Source organism: Candidatus Cloacimonadota bacterium (assembly GCA_020532085.1).
Taxonomy (GTDB): domain Bacteria; phylum Cloacimonadota; class Cloacimonadia; order Cloacimonadales; family Cloacimonadaceae; genus Syntrophosphaera.
In genome coordinates this window covers 1-17,526 of record JAJBAV010000042.1, presented here as the reverse complement: position 1 = coordinate 17,526, position 17,526 = coordinate 1, and the positions used below count along the sequence as shown (strand labels likewise).

Below are 17,526 nucleotides of genomic sequence, written 5' to 3'. Positions count from 1 at the left end.
TTCTTTGCCATCTGCGGTCATTTATGCAAATAATCCCGAAATTCCGGTACTTTCCTGGCTGATCTTCTGGATTCTTCAATGTTTTGTCCAAATCCGTTCTGAAAAAACGGCCTTTGTCAGCAGCCTGGACCAGCGGCAGCTGGTCCCCGTATCAAGAATTTGGCGAAAGCTCAGAAGCTGTCGGCGCCAGCTTCCTCCTCTCCCATGCCCAGATAGTTGTTCAGGTCTTGCAGATTGTAGCCAAGTTTGTTTTCGGCCATCAGGGAATCGAGCGTGTTTTGCACCTGGGGCATCAGGTCGTTGTTGTAGCCATAATAGACGGCCAGCTGGGCCAGGTCCATCTCGTTGGGGAAGGCCAGCAGCAGTTTCTTCATGTAGCGGGGGAAATAGCGCGGATATTCCGTGGCCATGGTGTTCAGCACATAGCTGTTGTAGATGCGCACGGCGTCCGTATGGGGCAGGATGTTTTTATCGACGAATTCGTCCAGCTTGGCGATCTGGCCTGTGCCGGCGTAGTAGTTCACCCAAAACTCCGTGAGGCGGAGTTCGCCGTCGATGAATTTTTTGGCTTTGTTGGCGTAGGCGAGGGCCTGTTCGAACTTGCCGGCACGGGTGAATTCCAATGCGGCACGGGAATAGCCGGAGCCGTAGTTGGAGATCAGGCGCGTCATGTTGTCGTCTTTGAAGACCCTGGAGTCGTCGATGGAGCGGTACTGGTAAACCTTGTCGATGTTGGTGAGCAGGCGGGGCAGGTCCACGGCCTCCCTGCCGGTGGCGGACTTGATGTGGGTGACGCGGGAGACCATGCCTTCGCTGCGCAGGTATTCGTCGAAGCCCACGTTCGATTCGCAGGTGACGGCGAAGTAGATGGGGCGCTTGCCGAAGTTGTCCTTCACGATCTGCAGCACGGAGAAATCGGAGGCGCGGAGGGGCATGAAAGCTCCGGTTTGATCGCTCTCTTCCCGGCTCTGGGCGTATTTCACGGTGAACTTCTGAGTTCCCTGGGGATCGCCGGCGTCATAGGTGACGGAATCCCTGGCCAGGTAGGAGATATAGCCTCCGGTCCTGTCGTCCAGGGAGCTGATCTCTTCCTCGCTCCAGCTGATGTTCACGCCTTCCTGGTCCCGCAGCTGGCGCACATACCAGGACGTGTTCAGCAGGGAGAGGTTGGCGATGGTGACGTCCTGGCGGATGCCTTTGAGGCGGGTGCTTTTGTACTTCGCGGCCTGGGCGAGGGCGGCGCTCGAAGCCTGGGTGGGGAAGAGGTCACGGGCCGCGTGGAGGTGCTCTTTGGCATGGGGGTCTTTCACGGTTTGGGCATACCAGAGGGGATAGGTGTCGTTGTCGCCGTTGGTGAAGATGATGGCGTTTTCCTCCACGGAATTGAGGAAGTTGACACCGTAATCCAGGGCGATGAATTCCCGGGAGCGGTCGTGTTCGCGATACTGGACGGCCAGATTGAGCAGGGGCAGCAGCAGCATCAGGGCGACGATGGCTGTCCGCAGCGCCTTGTCCCGGAAGAGGCTGAGCAAGGCCAGCGCGCCAATGCCCATCCAGATGGCCCACATGTTGTAGGCCACCACGAAGAAGTAGTCGCGGTCACGCACCTCCTCGTCTGAAAGGTTCATCACAAAGACCATCAGCAGGGTAACGCAGAGCATGATGGCCAGCAGGTAGAAGAAGCTGTGTTTGTTTTTGCGGTAGTGGAAAACGGCGCCAAAGAGGCCCAGAAATGCCACGAACAGGCCGGCAAAGATGTTCACCACCAGCTGCGGCAGCTTGGTGGCGCGGATCACGGAGTCCTGTTTGAACCACTGCCAGCCGAAATAGCGCAGGAAGTGGAAGCCCAGCTGGTGCTTGACAAAAGCCCCGCGGCGGTCGAACATCGAAGTTTCGGTTTCGGCTTTGTACTGCTTGCGCTGGATGTATTCCTGAAAACGTTGGGTGGTGCTGGGATCGCCAAGGTTGATGAAAGGTTTGTCCGCTGCGCGGATGGGTATGTAGAGGTGGGAGGAGATGCCCACCACCACCAGCAGGAGGCCGAGCAGCCAGAGGCGTCTGGCAAAGACCTCGCGCAGTTCCACCACCATCAGGGCAATGATGCAGAGCATCAGGCCTAGCTGGTCCAGGGAATCCATGCCCATGCTGTTGCCGATGGCGCCGAAAATGAGGTAACTGAGGATCAGGGCGATCCCGTAACCGAAGAACTTGTACCAGAAGCCGCTTTTTTTGGAGCCCTGTGCCAGCAGCGGCCAGACCACGATGAAGAGGATGGCGGGGGCTATCTGCAGGGCGGTTTGGTGCACGCCAAAGCCCAGGAAGAAGAGGTAAACGATCAGCAGCAGCACGTTCTGATGGTGGAAATCCCGCGAGTGCTGCACCCACCAAAGCGTAAGCCAGATGATGATGGTGACAAAGAAGGACAGCCCGGCATAGACCTCGGCCTCCACGGCATTCATCCAGAAGGTGAAGGAAAAGGCGGTCAGCAGCGCGGCCACCACTCCGGCAAACATGGCTTCCCAATCCTTGATCCGGAACATGCTGGTGAGCTGCACTGTGATCAAATAGGTGAACATCACGGCAAAGGCGCTGAACAGCCCGGAGATGAAGGCGGCGATCCAGGCATGGGAGAAAATGCCGCCGAGAAGAACGGCCAAAGCCCTGCCAAAGAGGATGTAGAAAGGGTTTCCGGGGGGATGGGGCACGCCCAGGCTGCTGATGCAGGTGGCGTACTCGCCGCTGTCCCAGAAGGAGGTGGTGCGGGCCTGGGTGAGCAGATAGACGATCAGGGCGATGGCGAACACCGCCCAAGCCACGATGAGGTTGGCTTTGGGGTTTTGCAGAGGTTGGGGCCGGTACTGGAAATCGTCCAGGACCTCGGCTTTGGCGGGAACCTGATAGTCGGGCTTTCCCTTTTTGGTGGCTTCGCTTTTCTGGATCTGCCGCTTGATGTGGCGGACGTCGACTTTGCTTTTACTCATGGGTTTAAACTCCGTGTCAATCTTTGAGGCCGGCTTTGGCGTAGCTGGCGATGATCTGTTTCTGCGCGAGGAAGAAGATGATCAGGATGGGCAGGATGCTGAAGGTGGAGGCCGCCATCAGCAGGGTCGTCTGGGTGGACGCCTCCTGGTTGAAATAGCTCAATCCCACCTGCAAAACCCGCAGTTCGGGCCGGTCCGTCATCACCAGGGGCCACATGAAACTATTCCAGCTGCCGATGAGGGAAAAGACGGCGGCGGTGGCGATCACGCCCTTGGAGAGGGGCAGGATGATCCGCGTGAGCATCCCGAAGGTGCTGCAACCATCGATGGAGGCGGCGTCGAAGAGCTCCTGGGGCAGCGATTTGAAGTGCTGGCGGAAGAGGAAGATGGTGAAGATGTTCACGCACCAGGGTATGATCAGGGCGTTGTAGGTATCCAGCCAGTTGAATTTATCCAGCATGATGTAGGAGGAGATGATGTAGATCGGCTCCGGCACCATCATCATGCTCAGGAAGAGGTAAAAGATGAGGTCCTTGCCCTTGAAATCCATGCGGGCAAAGGCATAGGCGGCCAGCACCGAGGTGACCAGCACCCCCGCGAGGGTAAGGATGGAAACGAAGAGGGTGTTGGCGAAATAGGTGGCGAAGGGCACTTTTTTGAAAGCCTTCACGAAGTTGTCGAAGTGGAAGCTGGGTTTCTTGCGCACCAGTTTCACCGCGTCGGCCGGCACCTCTTTGTATTCCCCAAATTCGGGCGAGATCTGGCCGTCGGCGTCCAGCACGTGGATCACGGCTTTCTGCCCTTCGGTTTGCACCAGGATCACCTTGTGCTCGGTGTCGCCATCCTTCCAAACGTGGTATTCCTCTTTGGGAATGAAAATGGAATCGTTCTTGTTGAATTCGCTCTGGGTCATCAGCGAGGTGGAAAGCATCCAGATGAAGGGCACGATCATCGTGAAACCGAAGATCACCAGAAACAGGTAGATAAGGGTGGAACCAAGCGCGTTTCTCATTTTGGCATCCTCAGTAATTGACGTTTTTTTCCAGGCGGCGCTGCAGCAGCGTGAGGCCCAGGATCACGATGAACAGGATGATGGAGGCGGCGCTGGCATAGCCCATGTCCAGCTTGTCGAAGCCTTTTTCGTAGATGTAATAGACGATCAGCTTGGTGGTGCCCAGTGGCCCGCCCTTGTCCGTCATCATGTAGATCTGGGCGAAGGTCTGGAAGCTGACGATGGTGGTCATCAGCAGCACGTAGAAGGTGGTGGGCGAGATGAGGGGTACGGTGATCTTGAAGAACTGGCGCAGCTTGCCGGCGCCGTCGATGTCCGCGGCCTCGTAATAGGCCTTGGAGATGTTCTGCAGGCCGGCCAGGTAGATGATGGTGTTGTAGCCCAGGCTTTTCCAGACCGTCATGATGATGATGGAAAACAGCGCCAGCGAAGGCCCGCCCATCCAGGCGGGGAGGCTTACCCCCATGCTTTCGAAGAGCAGGGTGAAAATGCCGCGCGGCTCTGCCAGCCAAAGCTGCGGCTTCATTCCCAGCCATTGCAGGGTGGTGTTGGCCAGGCCCGCCTGCTCCGAGAAAATGATCTTCCACACGATCGAAACCGCCACCAGCGAGGTGACGAAGGGCATGAAATAGATGGTGCGGAAAAAGCCTTTCAGCCATTTGATCTGATTGAGCATCTGGGCAAAGATCAGCGGCAGGATGATGCTGGCCGGAACGGCGATCAGCACCAGCCAGAGGGTGTTCATCATCGAGGTCCAGAATTCCTTGTCGGACAGCAGCCGGTCGTAGTTTGCAAAGCCCAGGAATTTGCCGATGTCGGTAACCCCAAACTGGAAAAAGCTGATCACAAAGGACATGATGATGGGGATGAAGCGAAACAGCAGCAACAGCAACAATGCGGGCAGCAGATAGAGGTAGGGCTCGATCTTGCGCTTGGTTTTCATTACACCGCCTTGGGTTTATAAAGGTTCAGGTCTGCAGTTTTTGGTATTCCTCAAAGCCGCGGGCGAAGATCCGCATCGCCTTGTGCAGCTCGGTTTCGTTCAGCACGTAGGCCAGGCGCATTTCGTTGCGTCCCAGCCCCGGAGTGGCATAGAACCCTTCGCCGGGGGCGCCCATCACCGTTTCGCCGTCGAGGTTGAACTCATCCAGCATCCACACGATGAACTGTTCGCAATCATCCACAGGTAGCTTCACCAGGATGTAAAAAGCGCCCTGGGGTTTCACGCAGACCACGCCGGGGATCTCCATCAAGGCGTTGAAGACCAGATCGCGGCGGGCCTGGTATTCGGCAATGAGGGGCCGGAAAAAGTCGGCGCCCAAAGGCACGCAGGCCAGGGCGGCCAGCTGGTCCACCGTGGGGGGGCAGAGCCGGGCCTGGGCGAATTTCAGCGTGGCGTCCATCAAAGCCTGATTTCGCGAGGCGATGCAGCCGATGCGGGCCCCGCAGGCGCTGTAGCGCTTGGAAACGCTGTCCACCATCACCGCCTGCTCTTCCAGCCCCGGCACATGCAGGATGCTGGTGTGCTGAAAGCCTTCATAGATGAACTCGCGGTAAACTTCGTCCGAGATCACGAACAGGCCGTGCTTTTTGGCCAGCGCGCCCAGGCGGAAGACGTCTTCCCGCGAATAGACCGTGCCGGTGGGATTGCCCGGATTGCAGATCATTATCGCCTTGGTGCGTGGCGTGATCAGGGCCTCGATCGCCGCGTCGCCGGGCAGCTGATAACCAGTCTCGGCCAGGGTGAGCAGCGGGCGGATGTTGATCCCGGCCATGGTGGCAAAGCCGTTGTAGTTGGTGTAAAAGGGTTCCGGCACAATGATCTCGTCGCCGGCTGCGGCCACCACCATCATGGCAAAGGTCACGGCTTCCGAACCGGCGGTGGTCACGATGATCTGGTTTTCCTTCAGGGGGATGTTCTGTTTGGCGTAGTATTCCACCAGTCCGTGCCGGTAGGCATCCAGTCCCTGGGAAGGCCCGTAGGCCAGCACTTTTTCCGAGAAAGAGTGATAGGCGTCCAGCATCGGCTGGGGGGTGGGGATGTCCGGCTGGCCGATGTTGAGCTGATAAACCTTCAGGCCGCGCTGTTTGGTGGCCACCGCGTGCGGCATCAGCTTGCGGATGGGTGAGGCCTGGATGTCCAGCGCCCGTTGCGAAAGCTTCATTGTAAGATCCTTTGGGCTTTTTTTCCCATCTTTACGGCGCGACGTCATTTGACAAGGAAAATCTTGCGCCGGAGGCTTGAGGTCTGCGATGCGGTCAGGCTTTGGTTTTTTCCAGTCCGTAGCCCACGATGTCCCGGTATTTGTTCCAGACGGCTTCGATGTCGTAATCCCGGCCGTGGATCAGCCACTGGGTGAGCAGCATGTCGATGGTGCCCAGGATGGAGAGGGCCATCACCTGCGGATCGACGTCGCGGATCCTGCCCTGGGCCACGCCCTCGGCAAAGATCCCGCTGATGAAGTCCAGATAGTACTGCATGGGGTTGTAGGAGGGATTGCGTTTGTAAAAACCTTCGCTCTGGCGCAGTTCGATGATCAGAAAGCGGGCGATGTAGGGCTTGCTTTCCATCAGCAGCCTGTGTTCGTGCAGGAAATACTCAAGCTTCTCGAAGGGATCGGCCAGCTTTTCACTCTCCACCTTGATCTGTTCGATCTCGTCCTCGATCGTCTTTTTCATGCACTGCAGCAGCAGGTCATCCTTGTTGCGAAAATAGTTGTAAAGCGTGCCCACGCCAACCCTGGCATTGTTGGCCACGTCGGACATGGTGGTTTTCGCGAAGCCTTTCTGGGAAAAAACCTTGATGGCGGATACCAGGATCTTGAGCCGGTAATCCACCGGGGAAACCGATTTTTTGCGTGCTTTGGGATAAAGCTGGAGCATGTTCATTCCTCGCTGTTAATTCTATGAACAAAGAATCTGACATTGCCAAATCCTGTCAAGACAAATATTCATTCTGGATACGTAAGCTCTTTTTTCCGCATATGGATACATCGTTGTCAATTTTGCCGGCTTCTGCCTGTGCAGCGCTGGGTAAATAAAAAAAGCTCTCTTTCAAACCGAGTGGGTTGAGTGACAATATGACGGAAGTATTTTAACCCAACAAGTATCGATGCGTCATTTCGGAAAAGCCCGCTGGAGTCGAGCGACGCTGGAGCATCAACTACAGCAGAACCGGGGTATTCAACTTTCATACGGATTTACTGATTGAACGGATTTACGGATATAAGCATCTTCCACTCCGCTGGAGTCGAACGACGCAGGAGCATCAACTACAGCAGAACCCTCATCCACCAGAATCAAACCCACGTCATTCCGGAACGGAGCGCCTCCGGCGCGAAGAGACGGAATCCAGCCCTTGCGGGAATAGCCAGTCCAGGCGGGGTCGCTACAGACGCAGTCTGTATCGACACCCTCTGATGGCATTACCCGGACCGTCTGGATTCCGGGTCTGGCTCTGCTGGAGTCGATGCTCGTGACTCGCTCGACTCCAGCTTCACCGGCCGGAAAGACGGAGCGGGAGAGGGCGGTGGAAAGTCTGTATCCAGCCGATCACTCCACCCACTCGATTTGAAAGGTAGCCAAAAAATACCGGGGCTGGGAGGTCCCGGAAACAAGGTCGGATGATGCGCCTGATCAATAGAAAGAGGCTTTGAGGGTGGAGCCGATCAGATAGCTGGGCCTGGCGGCCCCTTGATGCTGGCCGTAAGCGCTGTAGGCGGCCAGTTGGAAATTGCCGAGATCCAGTTCCAGACCGGCGTTGGCTTCCCAGCCGGTTTTCAGCACCAGGCCGCCGGCGGCGAAGAGACCGAGGTTTTTGGCCAGGGCGACATTGGCAAAGCCCACGGTGCCCAGATACATGTCCGGAGCGTCTGTCTGGCCCCAATACCAGTTCACTTGGTCCCAGCCCACCCAGCCGTCGAAGTGCTGGCCCACACCAAAGATGTAGAGTTTGTTCATGTAATACTGGGAGAGAGCGTAGTTGTTCTGAGGGTCCTCGTTGGCGTACCAGAGGGCGTCCAGGCCCAGTTCCACCGGCTTGAGCTCCGCGCTGATCCTGGCTGCCGCGCCATAGTCGAGGTCATTCGCGGTGGGGGAAATGGAATGCTGCAGGATGCCGGTGAGGTCGATGTTCAAAGGTTTCAGATCCCAAGCCAGATAGGGCAGGGCCGTGATGATGTCGGTGGAGGCTCCAGCGCTGTCGGCTTCGTTCATGGTGTAGAAGGCCTGCAAGCCCCAAACCTTGCCCCGCGCGCTCAGCAGGAAGCTGTTCACGTCGTCGCCGGCCAGATGGCGGTCACCCTCCACCTGCTTGATCCAGCCGAGGGTGGTTTGCAGGCCCAGCACGTCGTCGGAGCTGAAGGTGACACCGCTGAAGGAGTCGTCGAGCATCAGGGAACGGTGATCCGCCCAGTATTGCTGGCCCACCCGGACGTTGGACCGGATGGCCTGGATGCGGTAATCCACATAAAGTTCGTAGGCGGTGACGGGGATGCCGGCGCTGATGCCGCCTCCGGCCTGGCCGCCGGTGGTGCTGCCCCAAACCACGTCGCCGAACTGCAGATTGAGGCGGAGATTGAGGTCTGGGTTGACGCTCAGGTTGGTTCCCAGCCAAAGTTTACTGTCGATGTGGCTGCCGGCTTCATCGTGTTCATCGGCATAGTACATCACCGCCCGGGTGCGGGCTTCGCCGTCGAGGGTGAATTCCAGGGCGCCCAGCAGGCAGACAAGGCTGAGCATAACGAGGCTGATAAAAGTTTTACACATGATAAACATCCTGTAAGTATGGTTAGAGGTAGGGCGGTCGGGTTCAGAGATCCAGCGGATCCAGCCCCAGCTCGCGCTGCATGGTCTCGATGTCCTTTTGCAGATTGGGGATCACGGGCACGCCCAGCCGGCGGACCTCGAGTTCCAGGTCATGTTCCTTTTCGCCGGCCACCCAGATGCGGTCGCGGCCAGGCATCCGGCGGGAATTCTGCAGTTCGCGGCAGATGGCGCCGCTGGTCTTCCTGAATTCCGCCAAGTCGGTGAAGAAATCGATGTTGATGGCCAGGAAGAAGTGTCCCAGCCGGTAAGGGGCGGGTTTGCCGTCTTCGGTTTTCCCCAGCAGCTGATTGAGGAAACTGCCGTTTTGCAGCGCGGCGCAGAGGATCTCCACCAGGGTGGAGAGCCCGTAACCCTTGTGGCTGCCGGAGAGTTCGTCCTTTCCGCCAATGGGCAGCAGGGACGCGGTTTGCTTCACCAGGTCCACCAGCAGTTGGTTCGTCTCCGTGTGGGAATTTCCCTCCAGATCGATGGCCCAGCCGGAGGGGGTGGGTTTTTCCTCACGGGCATATTGCTCGATCTTGCCGCGCTGGCTGATGGAGGTGGCGGCGTCGTAGATGAAGGGGAAATCCAGATCGGTGGGGGCCCCGAAGCAGATGGGATTGGTGCCCAGCAGGGGTTGCACGCCGTGGGTGGGGCAAACGGAGGGGCGCGCGTTGGTGAAATTTAGGCCGATCATGTCCGCTTCGCAGGCCATTTTGGCGTAGTAGCCGCAGATCCCGAAATGGGTGCTGTTCCGCACCGCCACGGCCCCCAGGCCGAACTGGCGGGCTTTGGCGATCGCAGTTTCCATGGCTCGGAACCCGATCACGTGGCCCATGCCGTGATTACCGTCCCAAACGGCTGTCGCGGCTCTGTCGCGCACAACTTCGATGTGGGTGAGCGGGCTTTGGATGCCGGCGCGGATGCGGTCGTAATACATCTTGAGGCGGCCGATCCCGTGCGATTCGATGCCGCGCAGATCGCTGGTGATGAGGATGTCGGAGCAGATGCGGGCGTCCTCCGCCGGCACTCCGATGCGGATGAAAACCTCTTCCATGAAGGCTTTCAGGGTTTCCACTGGCAGGCGTTTCATGGTCTTCTCCTATTGGGCTGGGGGCAGCATCAGCGCCCGCAGAGGCGAAAAGCCGTTGAAATTCACCGAGGAATAGCTCTGGGTGTAGGCCCCGGTGGTGAAGATGTAGACGCGGTCGCCGGGCTGGGTTGTTTCCGGCATGTGGTACTTGTAATATTCGTACATGATGTCCATGCTGTCGCAGGTGGGGCCCGCCAGGATGATCTCGTCGGCCAGGCCTTCGCGTTCAAAGTAGATGGGAAATTTGATAGATTCGTCGATGGTCTCGATGAGGCCGCCGAATTTGCCCACGTCCAGAAACACCCATTTGTAGAGGTTGTTCTTGGCCTTGGAGGCGATGTTCACCACCTCGGCCACCATCACGCCGGCGTCCGCCACCAGCGAGCGCCCCGGCTCCATCACCAACTGCGGGATGTGCTCGCCAAAATCCTCTTCGATGAAGCGCATGATCTCGGCGCTGTATTCATCGATGGAATAGGCCGGGTCCACATAGCTGGCGGGATAGCCGCCGCCGAGGTTGATCATCTGCAGTTCGATGCCCTCTTCCAGCACGGCGTCGAAGATGTATTTGGCGCGGGAGATGGCGTCGTCCCACTGCCCGATGTCGCGCTGCTGGGAACCCACGTGGAAAGATACTCCCCAGGGAACCAGGCCCAGTTCCGGGGCTTTGAGGATGAGGTTGTAGATCACGTCCGGATGGGCCCCGAACTTTCTCGAAAGCGGCCAGTCGGCCCCGGTTCCTTCCGTGAGCAGGCGGAAATAGACCTTGGCGCCGGGCGCGTTCTCCGCGATGCGGTGCAGGTCGTATTCGCTGTCCGTAACGAACATGGGCACACCCTGCTCGTGGAAATAGCGGATGTCCCTGGCCTTTTTTATGGTGTTGCCGAAGCTCATTTTTTTCGGTTCGATGCCCAGCTGAAGCAGCTGTTTCAGCTCATTGACCGAGGCCACATCGAAGTTCGATCCCAGGGCATCCAGCAAGCGGATCACGTCGTTCATGGGATTGGCTTTCACGGCGTAATAGATCTGCAGATTGGGGATGCTGAGCTGCAGCTCCAGATATTTGGCTTTGATGATGTCCGGGTCAACGATCAGCAGCGGGCTGTCCTGGGTGCGGGCAAACTCGCGGAAACGGGCGAAACGCTCCGGCTCCATGTAGCGGGCAACGTTGAAGCTATACGGCTCTTTATACATTGGGAAGTCCTCTGTTCAGTTGATGGTGTTCAATAATTCCGCGGGTCAAAATGTGTCAACCTTTCTTGCCCAAGCCTGGCGCAAAGCCGGTCTGGACGCGCGCGGCTCAGAAATCCGGCCGGCTGTAACCGGTGCGGGTGAGGCTCATCCGGAATTTTGGCGCGAAGATGCTGCCGGGGTTTGCGGTTAGAAAGTCTCTGGCAAAGCGCTGCGTGGCCTCTTCCTCCGTGCTTAGTTTCAGCCGCAGAAGGGCGGCGTATTCCGCGCTCACGGGGTCCTGCCACTCATGCTCCAAAAGCTGCAGCGCTTTGTCCGGTTCGGCCAGCAGGATGGCCCATTCCACCGCCAGGCTGAGCAGCTCCTCGTCCTGGTTGGAAGCGAAAACCGCGGCCAGGGTATCCACGGCGGCGGGATCGCCCAGCAGCATCAGCCGGCTGGCCAGGTGGAACTTGTCCAGGTCGTCTCCGCTGAGGCCCAGCACGAACATCATCTGGTAGATGGCATCGTTCACGTAAACCCCACCGGGCCAACGGATCACATATTCGTTCATCAGGCTGTCCGCGATGTCTGTGTTGCCGCGCAGCAGTTCCACGCTGAAGCGCAGATAATCCCGGGTTTCCAGGTGCTTGGGCTCGTTCACGCCGCGCAGCAGGGCCAGGGCGGTTTCGTAGTCCTGGTCGATGATCTGCAGGCGCACCAGGGCGAGGTCGATGTTCTGGCGGTCATAGCTGTTGCCGCAAAATTTGCGCGCTTCTTCATACCAGCTTTTGGCGGCCTGGGTGTTGCTGGTCAGGGCGAGGCTGTTTTCCGCCATCAGCTTGCGGGCGTTCAGGTTCATGCCTTTGCGCTGGTAGTTCTGCCGCTCCAGCATCAGCGAATCAGCGATCACGGCGCGCAGCAGGCTGTCGGTGGCGGCATGGCGTCCGCCGCGGAAGTGGATGTAGGCCTGGCGCAGAAGGTGATCATTCCTTTCCAGGGTGTCCGCGCTGATGCCGGCCAGATGCTCGAAGGCGGGCAGGGCCACCTCGTCGTTGAGGGCGGCGTATTGCTGTTCGGCAAAGCTCAGCAGGCGTTCCGGCGGCAGGTTTATATACACCTCCAAAGCCTCCGGGGCGCGATTCTGCGAGAGCAGCGCGTTGGCGTATAGTTCCCTGATGATGGGATTGGCGCTGGTGTTTGCGAACTCCCCGATGGTGGCGATGCGGCTGGGGTCCTCTTTGAGAATGGTTTTGCACTGGTTGTTCACAAAATAGAGGTTGGCCGGGTTTTGCTCCAGGAAGGTCAGATATTCGGTGAGGGCCTGATCGAACAGGCGATAGTTCAGCGCGGCGTTGGCGATTTCCAGCCGGAAGAGGTCCGGATTGCCGCGGCGGCCCCGGGCGTCCTCGTAGAGCCGCAAAACGTGTTCGAAAAAGCCCCGGCGCTCGAAATAGGAAGCCAGCAGCCGGTAGGTGTTTTCGGAGTAAGCTGTGCGGGCCAGCTGCGTCTGGCCCAGGGCCCAGGCCTCGTCGGGCCTGCCCTGCATCACCAGCAGCAATATCTCCTGTTCCGTGGCCTTATTGGCCGGCAAAACGCGGCGGTACTGGCGCAGCAGATCGTCCGCCTTGTCCAGCTGCGAGGTCTGGAAATAGATGTTGAGCAGCTGCAGCACGCTGTTGGCGTCGTCCGGGTATTTGTCCAGCACTTGCATAAAGATCTTTTCCGCCTCCGCGTACTGGCGCTGCCCCAGCATCTGAAAGGCCTGCTGGGTAAGGATGTCACGCTCGTTGTACTGCGCGGAAAGCGGCATTAGCAGCAGCAGGGCGAAAAGCGGCAGCAGGAACTTCTTCATTCGTTGAGCAGCTTGAGGTATTTGAGGATCACCTGCTGGTAGGAAGCGGGGAAGAGGCGGTACGAATCCTCCAGCATGGCTTTGCGGCGCAGGGTGTCGTAATCCGTGTTCACGTCGGCTCCCCGCGTGGCGGGATCGGCGCTTTGGGCCTGGCGGCGTTCGCTCTGGTCGCGTTTGTTGATGCTGCGCTGGGCGTCCAGGAGGCGGGAAACGATGTTTTCCTGGCGGTTCAGGAGGTCCTGGGAGAGCTGGTTGTTGCGCAGCTGGCGTGAGATCGCCTCCGCTTCCTCGATGATCTGTTTGATGGCGTTGCCCTGTTTCTGGGCCTCAGGATTGTTTTGCAGCGCGCGTTTCAGGTTTTCGGCCAAACGCTCCTGGTCTGAGGCCAGCTTTTGCATCTGCTGCTGCATCCCGGCATTCACGCGTCCGCCCTGTTGCTGCAGCTGCATCATCAGCTGTTCCGAAAGCATGTTCAGCGCCATCTGTTCCTGGCCCATCTGCCCCAGCATCTGCATCAGCGATTGCATCCCGCCTCCGCCGCCGGAGCCCATGGAGGGGTTGTTCAGCGCCTGCATGAGGTCGTAGATCATCAGGTTCAGCCCTTTCTGGATGTTTTCCAGCTGGGCCGGGATCTGCGCGTACTGCATTTCGTTCACGTTGACGAAGACGTCGCGGTAGCCGCGGTTGGCATCGGTGAGGTCGATATAGAATTTCGGCGGCAAAAACATGGTTACCTGGGGAACGCTGAACAGCCGGTTCAGAGAGACCTGCACGCCCTCATACTGGGCGATGAGGTCGCTCACGATGGGGTAGGGGTCGTTGGCGTAGCGGCCGCGCAGTTCCTCGTGCTGTTTGGAAAAGATCAGCAGTTCGCGGATGGCCTTCTGCATCGCGGAGGTCACTTCCTGCATGCTCCCGCCGCCCATGGAGTTTTTCATCTCGCCCAGCCGGCGAGTGTACTGGCGCATCTTTTCCAGCGCCTGGGATTGCGCTTGGCTGGCCTGGGCGCGTTGGTTCTGCTGCAACTGCTGCTGGCTCTGCTGCATGTTTTTCTGCAGCTGGCCGCTTTTCATGTCCTGCTTGAGGTCGCTCATTTCCTGCTTCAGCTGTTTGTCTTTGGAGGGGTCCAGCAATTTGTCGGCCTCTTCCAGGGCTTGTTGCAGGTTGTCAAATTTTTCGCTGATGTTTTCCTGTTCCTGGGCCAGGCGGTCGGCGTTCTGTTTGGGATCGCCGGTCTTTTCCTGCAGGGCGGTCTGCATCTGCTCCATTTCTTTGGAGATCTGCAAAGCCTTGTCCAGCGCCTGTTCCTTCTTGATGCTTTCCAGCAGGGCGAGGGTCTGGTCTATTTTCTTGCTGAAATCCTCCATGGAAAATTTCATGTTTTCCAGCGCCTTGCGCAGGTCTTCCGGCTTCACGTTCAGCAGCGCCTGCTCAAATTTGCTCATTGCCTCGCGCAGTTCGTCGGTGCTGATCTCTTCCATCAGTTCCTGGATCTTCTGCATTTTCTGCAGGGTCTCCGTGGAAACCGCGTCGTTGCGCTGCATCTGGTCGATCAGCTGCTGAAAATCGGCAGCCACGTTCTCCACCTGTTCCGTAAGCTGCTGCTGCGCGTCCAGCATGTTTTCCAGCTGTTTTTTGTCCTCCCACTCCAGCTTGTCTTCCTTCAGCAGTTCGCGGCGCTTCTGCTCAAAATCCTTTTGCAGATCGCGCGATTCCCGCAGCGTGTTCTCGAGGTCCCGGGTGCTGTTTTGGGCCTGGCGTTCGATCTCGCGGTAGATCTCCTCGATGGAGGGGAAGCGGGCTTTGAATTTGGCGGATTGCGCGCTCTGGCGGTCCGGCGAGTTGTCCCAAACCTGCGCCCAGTAGGTAACGGTGTCGCCCGGCAACAGGCCGAAGCCTTTCATGTCCAGCGTGTGGTCCAGCGTGAAGAGCTTGGAGCCGATGAGGGAGCGCAGCACGGTTTGCTGGGCGGGGCGGTCGTTGATCTGATGGTGGAGGCTCAGCTCGCGCAGGCCAAAATCGTCGCTGGCGGTGATGATCAGCGGCAGCAGCAGGCTCTGGTCCAGCAGCACGTCCTCGCCGGGATAGATGATGCGGATCTCCGGGGCGTTGTCCGGGATCACGCTGATCGTTTTCTCTTCCGGCCTGGATTTGCGGCCCAGGGCGTCGGTGAGCTCCAGATACCAGGTTTTGGGCGTGGTCACGGTTATCCGGCCGCTGAAGGAGGTTTCCTCCACCCGCTGCAAAGCTTGCGAACTCCCGTCGGAAAAGCGCATCACGGCTGTTTCCACGGGGATGTTCGTGCCCAGGGAGAGGATCACCTCCGTGTGTTTGTAAGCCTCGATGTTGCCGTAGCTGAGGCTGTCGGTGCGGCTGCCGAGGCCGGTGTAAGCTGGGGGTTTGTAGAAAACCGACCAGCTCCGCGCGAAGGGCTCATCCAGGCAAACCGCCTTGTAAACGGGGCTGGTGGCCACTTCGTTTTTCACATAGTATTCAAGGCTGTATTCCAGCGCGGGAAAGCTGTAGCTGTTGTCCGTCATCCCCAGTTCGCGCCACTGTTTGTCCCAGCGGTAGAACAGCCGGTGGTTCAATCGGGTATCCGGCTCCACCACCTTGATCAGCAGCTGCTGGCCTTTGCCGATGGTCACATTGCCGGGGCTGAGCTCGACGGTTTTTTTGTATTCGATCGCGTCCGCCTGCACCGCCCGGAACTGGTTCATGGCGTAGCGAAACTCATTCCAGCCCAGGGCCCAGACGCTGCCGATGCCCGCCAGCACAAAGAGGATCAGCCACCCCTGGTTGGGCTGGAACAGTTTGGGCAGGCGGTAGTCTGATGCTTTGAGGCGCTTTTGCGCCTGTCCCGCCAAAGCGTCCAAAACCGGCTCGCTTTCCTTTTGCTGCTTCAGTTCCCAGAGGTTTTGATAGAGGTCGTCCTCGTGCGTGGTCTGCCGGTCCAGCCAGCGGGCGGCGGCGCGGTTGTCGTAAAACCCGCGGATGCCTTTGTAGAACAGGAACAGGGTGAGGCCAGCCAGCAGCGCCTTGAGCGTGTAATTCAGGTAAACCAGCGTTGGTGACTGCGCGGGGGTGTGCAGCCACACCAGAAAGTAAGCGTGCAAACCCACCACGAGGCAGACCAGCGCGATCACCAGCGCCCGCGCCAGGATCCGCAGGTTCAAGCCCCGCTTGAAGTTATGCAGCTTGCTCAGAAATTCGTTCATTCGGTCTTTCCTGTACCATGCATCAATTCTGCAGGCGCCAGTTTTCGTCAATCACAATTTGGCTGGGGGTGTGATTTCTATCTGCGGGCCGGAGGAATTCGCGGATGGAGCGTTTGGTGATTTTTGGCTTGACCGGTGGCGCCTTTGTTACCCACTATTAATGGAGGCCGCGGGAAAGAAGCTGGCAGGATTGCGGGTCGCGGGAGGTTTTTTGGGGTAATCGGGCTGGTATCGCTCTTAGCCTCAGCCTACTCACATCCCGGTAACCTCCCGCTTAGTTCCCACTTGACAGGCGGGAACTCAGCGGGAAGTGAAGGGGATGTGAATGGGAGACGGGAAAGGGGGATCCACCAGTTTTTTCAGCTCAATTGAACCAGTTATCCCGATCCCTTCCTGAGGGTGGATGCCCAGTCCATGTGGAAGTGATGCCCAGGCCATGCCCGAAGCCAGTGATTGCCTGGCCATGAGTTGGGCTTCAACGGAGCGTGGTGGAACGGGAAGAGGCCCTGAGAATAGAGAAGGGCTGTATCCCGTCTCTTCACGCCAGGAAACCGGTTGTACTTGGTACGAGAATCCAGGCGGTACCTTTAGCCACCATATACCGTCCGGAACCGACCTGCAAAGGAAGGCTGTTGCTCTGGTTTCCACATACCGTCCGGAACCGTCCTGCAAAGACGGAAGGCGGTGGCTTCAGCCACCGTCCCAATCGCCTGCCAGGAAATAAAGACGATGTCCGGTGATTTCAAGCACCGGCCTGAACACCGGGTAAAATGCCCTCCACGGCCTCCGGAGGGCGCGTTTACGGCCTTTTCACCGGCTACGGGTGGACCTGGGCGTCAGCCGGCGGTTGAAACCGCCGGAGATCGTCTCTATCACCGCTCCTGAAGGAGAGCGGTGGCTGAAGCCACCGCCTTCCGTCTTGGCTGTCGCCAATGTGTTAAATACAAATGTCATGCTTTTTGCGTTTCCTTGCGCTTCCTTGCGCCTTTCTTGCGCTGTAATTCCATATCCTGCAGTAGGTTGTTAAAAAGTAAGGAAATTTCTCTATATTCAGCAGAGAATTCAGTCGAGGAATAATAGATAATAGGGATTTTTTCTTACTTTTTAACAACCCTATGCTGCAGAACAAGTTACGGAATATACATTGCTTACGCAAGCTTGCGTTTTAACAAGCTTTTGCTGGATAACAAGTTAATCGAATCGCAGGAGCCCTAACTTCACTTTTTACAACCCTGATTTTGAGATGTTTTAACAAACCTATACCATAAGACCTTTGCACATAATCCTCAGGGTCTGGTGAAAAAGTAAGAGCATTTAGGATCAAAAAGTAGTTTTTGAAATCTGCAAATAATTCTTGACAAAATAGATAGGCTCATATTTTGTCACTCTAT

The 17,526-nt window shown here is 57.8% G+C and carries 10 protein-coding genes; all 10 read right to left on the bottom strand.

Annotated features, from left to right (window positions below; genetic code table 11):
- Positions 1–170 precede the first annotated feature (170 nt).
- The 10 genes from LHW45_09725 to LHW45_09680 all read right to left on the bottom strand — a co-directional run bounded on the left by LHW45_09725 (position 171) and on the right by LHW45_09680 (position 16,135).
- The gene (locus tag LHW45_09725; GenBank protein MCB5285849.1) at positions 171–2,981 is read right to left on the bottom strand and encodes a DUF2723 domain-containing protein; all 2,811 of its coding nucleotides are present in this window, start codon (positions 2,979–2,981) and stop codon (positions 171–173) included.
- 16 nt (positions 2,982–2,997) lie between these two features.
- Positions 2,998–3,993, bottom strand: coding sequence for a carbohydrate ABC transporter permease (locus LHW45_09720; GenBank protein MCB5285848.1), 996 nt, complete (start codon positions 3,991–3,993; stop codon positions 2,998–3,000).
- A gap of 10 nt (positions 3,994–4,003) precedes the next feature.
- Positions 4,004–4,936: a sugar ABC transporter permease gene (locus LHW45_09715; GenBank protein ID MCB5285847.1), complete on the bottom strand. Its 933-nt coding sequence runs from the start codon at positions 4,934–4,936 to the stop codon at positions 4,004–4,006.
- Positions 4,937–4,961: 25 nt separating this feature from the next.
- Positions 4,962–6,158, bottom strand: coding sequence for a pyridoxal phosphate-dependent aminotransferase (locus tag LHW45_09710; GenBank protein MCB5285846.1), 1,197 nt, complete (start codon positions 6,156–6,158; stop codon positions 4,962–4,964).
- Between the two features lie 94 nt (positions 6,159–6,252).
- Positions 6,253–6,876, bottom strand: coding sequence for a TetR/AcrR family transcriptional regulator (locus LHW45_09705; protein MCB5285845.1), 624 nt, complete (start codon positions 6,874–6,876; stop codon positions 6,253–6,255).
- 753 nt (positions 6,877–7,629) lie between these two features.
- Entirely contained in the window at positions 7,630–8,760 is a 1,131-nt protein-coding gene (locus tag LHW45_09700) for a hypothetical protein (GenBank protein MCB5285844.1), read from the bottom strand.
- Between the two features lie 43 nt (positions 8,761–8,803).
- Positions 8,804–9,892, bottom strand: a complete 1,089-nt coding sequence (locus LHW45_09695; GenBank protein ID MCB5285843.1) for an Ldh family oxidoreductase — start codon at positions 9,890–9,892, stop codon at positions 8,804–8,806.
- Between the two features lie 9 nt (positions 9,893–9,901).
- Positions 9,902–11,086 carry a type III PLP-dependent enzyme gene (locus tag LHW45_09690; protein MCB5285842.1) on the bottom strand — a complete coding sequence of 395 codons (1,185 nt, stop codon included), beginning with the start codon at positions 11,084–11,086 and terminating at the stop codon, positions 9,902–9,904.
- Between the two features lie 106 nt (positions 11,087–11,192).
- Positions 11,193–12,917: a tetratricopeptide repeat protein gene (locus tag LHW45_09685; protein ID MCB5285841.1), complete on the bottom strand. Its 1,725-nt coding sequence runs from the start codon at positions 12,915–12,917 to the stop codon at positions 11,193–11,195.
- Complete coding sequence (locus LHW45_09680) at positions 12,914–16,135, bottom strand: hypothetical protein (protein ID MCB5285840.1); 3,222 nt, start codon at positions 16,133–16,135, stop codon at positions 12,914–12,916. The genes LHW45_09685 and LHW45_09680 overlap by 4 nt, the downstream gene beginning before the upstream one ends.
- Between the last annotated feature and the right edge of the window lie 1,391 nt (positions 16,136–17,526).

Bases quoted from the DNA above. Each gene is read 5' to 3' on its own strand.
- LHW45_09725 (MCB5285849.1), bottom strand. From the start codon at position 2,981: ATGAGTAAAAGCAAAGTCGACGTCCGCCACATCAAGCGGCAGATCCAG.
- LHW45_09720 (MCB5285848.1), bottom strand. From the start codon at position 3,993: ATGAGAAACGCGCTTGGTTCCACCCTTATCTACCTGTTTCTGGTGATC.
- LHW45_09715 (MCB5285847.1), bottom strand. From the start codon at position 4,936: ATGAAAACCAAGCGCAAGATCGAGCCCTACCTCTATCTGCTGCCCGCA.
- LHW45_09710 (MCB5285846.1), bottom strand. From the start codon at position 6,158: ATGAAGCTTTCGCAACGGGCGCTGGACATCCAGGCCTCACCCATCCGC.
- LHW45_09705 (MCB5285845.1), bottom strand. From the start codon at position 6,876: ATGCTCCAGCTTTATCCCAAAGCACGCAAAAAATCGGTTTCCCCGGTG.
- LHW45_09700 (MCB5285844.1), bottom strand. From the start codon at position 8,760: ATGTGTAAAACTTTTATCAGCCTCGTTATGCTCAGCCTTGTCTGCCTG.
- LHW45_09695 (MCB5285843.1), bottom strand. From the start codon at position 9,892: ATGAAACGCCTGCCAGTGGAAACCCTGAAAGCCTTCATGGAAGAGGTT.
- LHW45_09690 (MCB5285842.1), bottom strand. From the start codon at position 11,086: ATGTATAAAGAGCCGTATAGCTTCAACGTTGCCCGCTACATGGAGCCG.
- LHW45_09685 (MCB5285841.1), bottom strand. From the start codon at position 12,917: ATGAAGAAGTTCCTGCTGCCGCTTTTCGCCCTGCTGCTGCTAATGCCG.
- LHW45_09680 (MCB5285840.1), bottom strand. From the start codon at position 16,135: ATGAACGAATTTCTGAGCAAGCTGCATAACTTCAAGCGGGGCTTGAAC.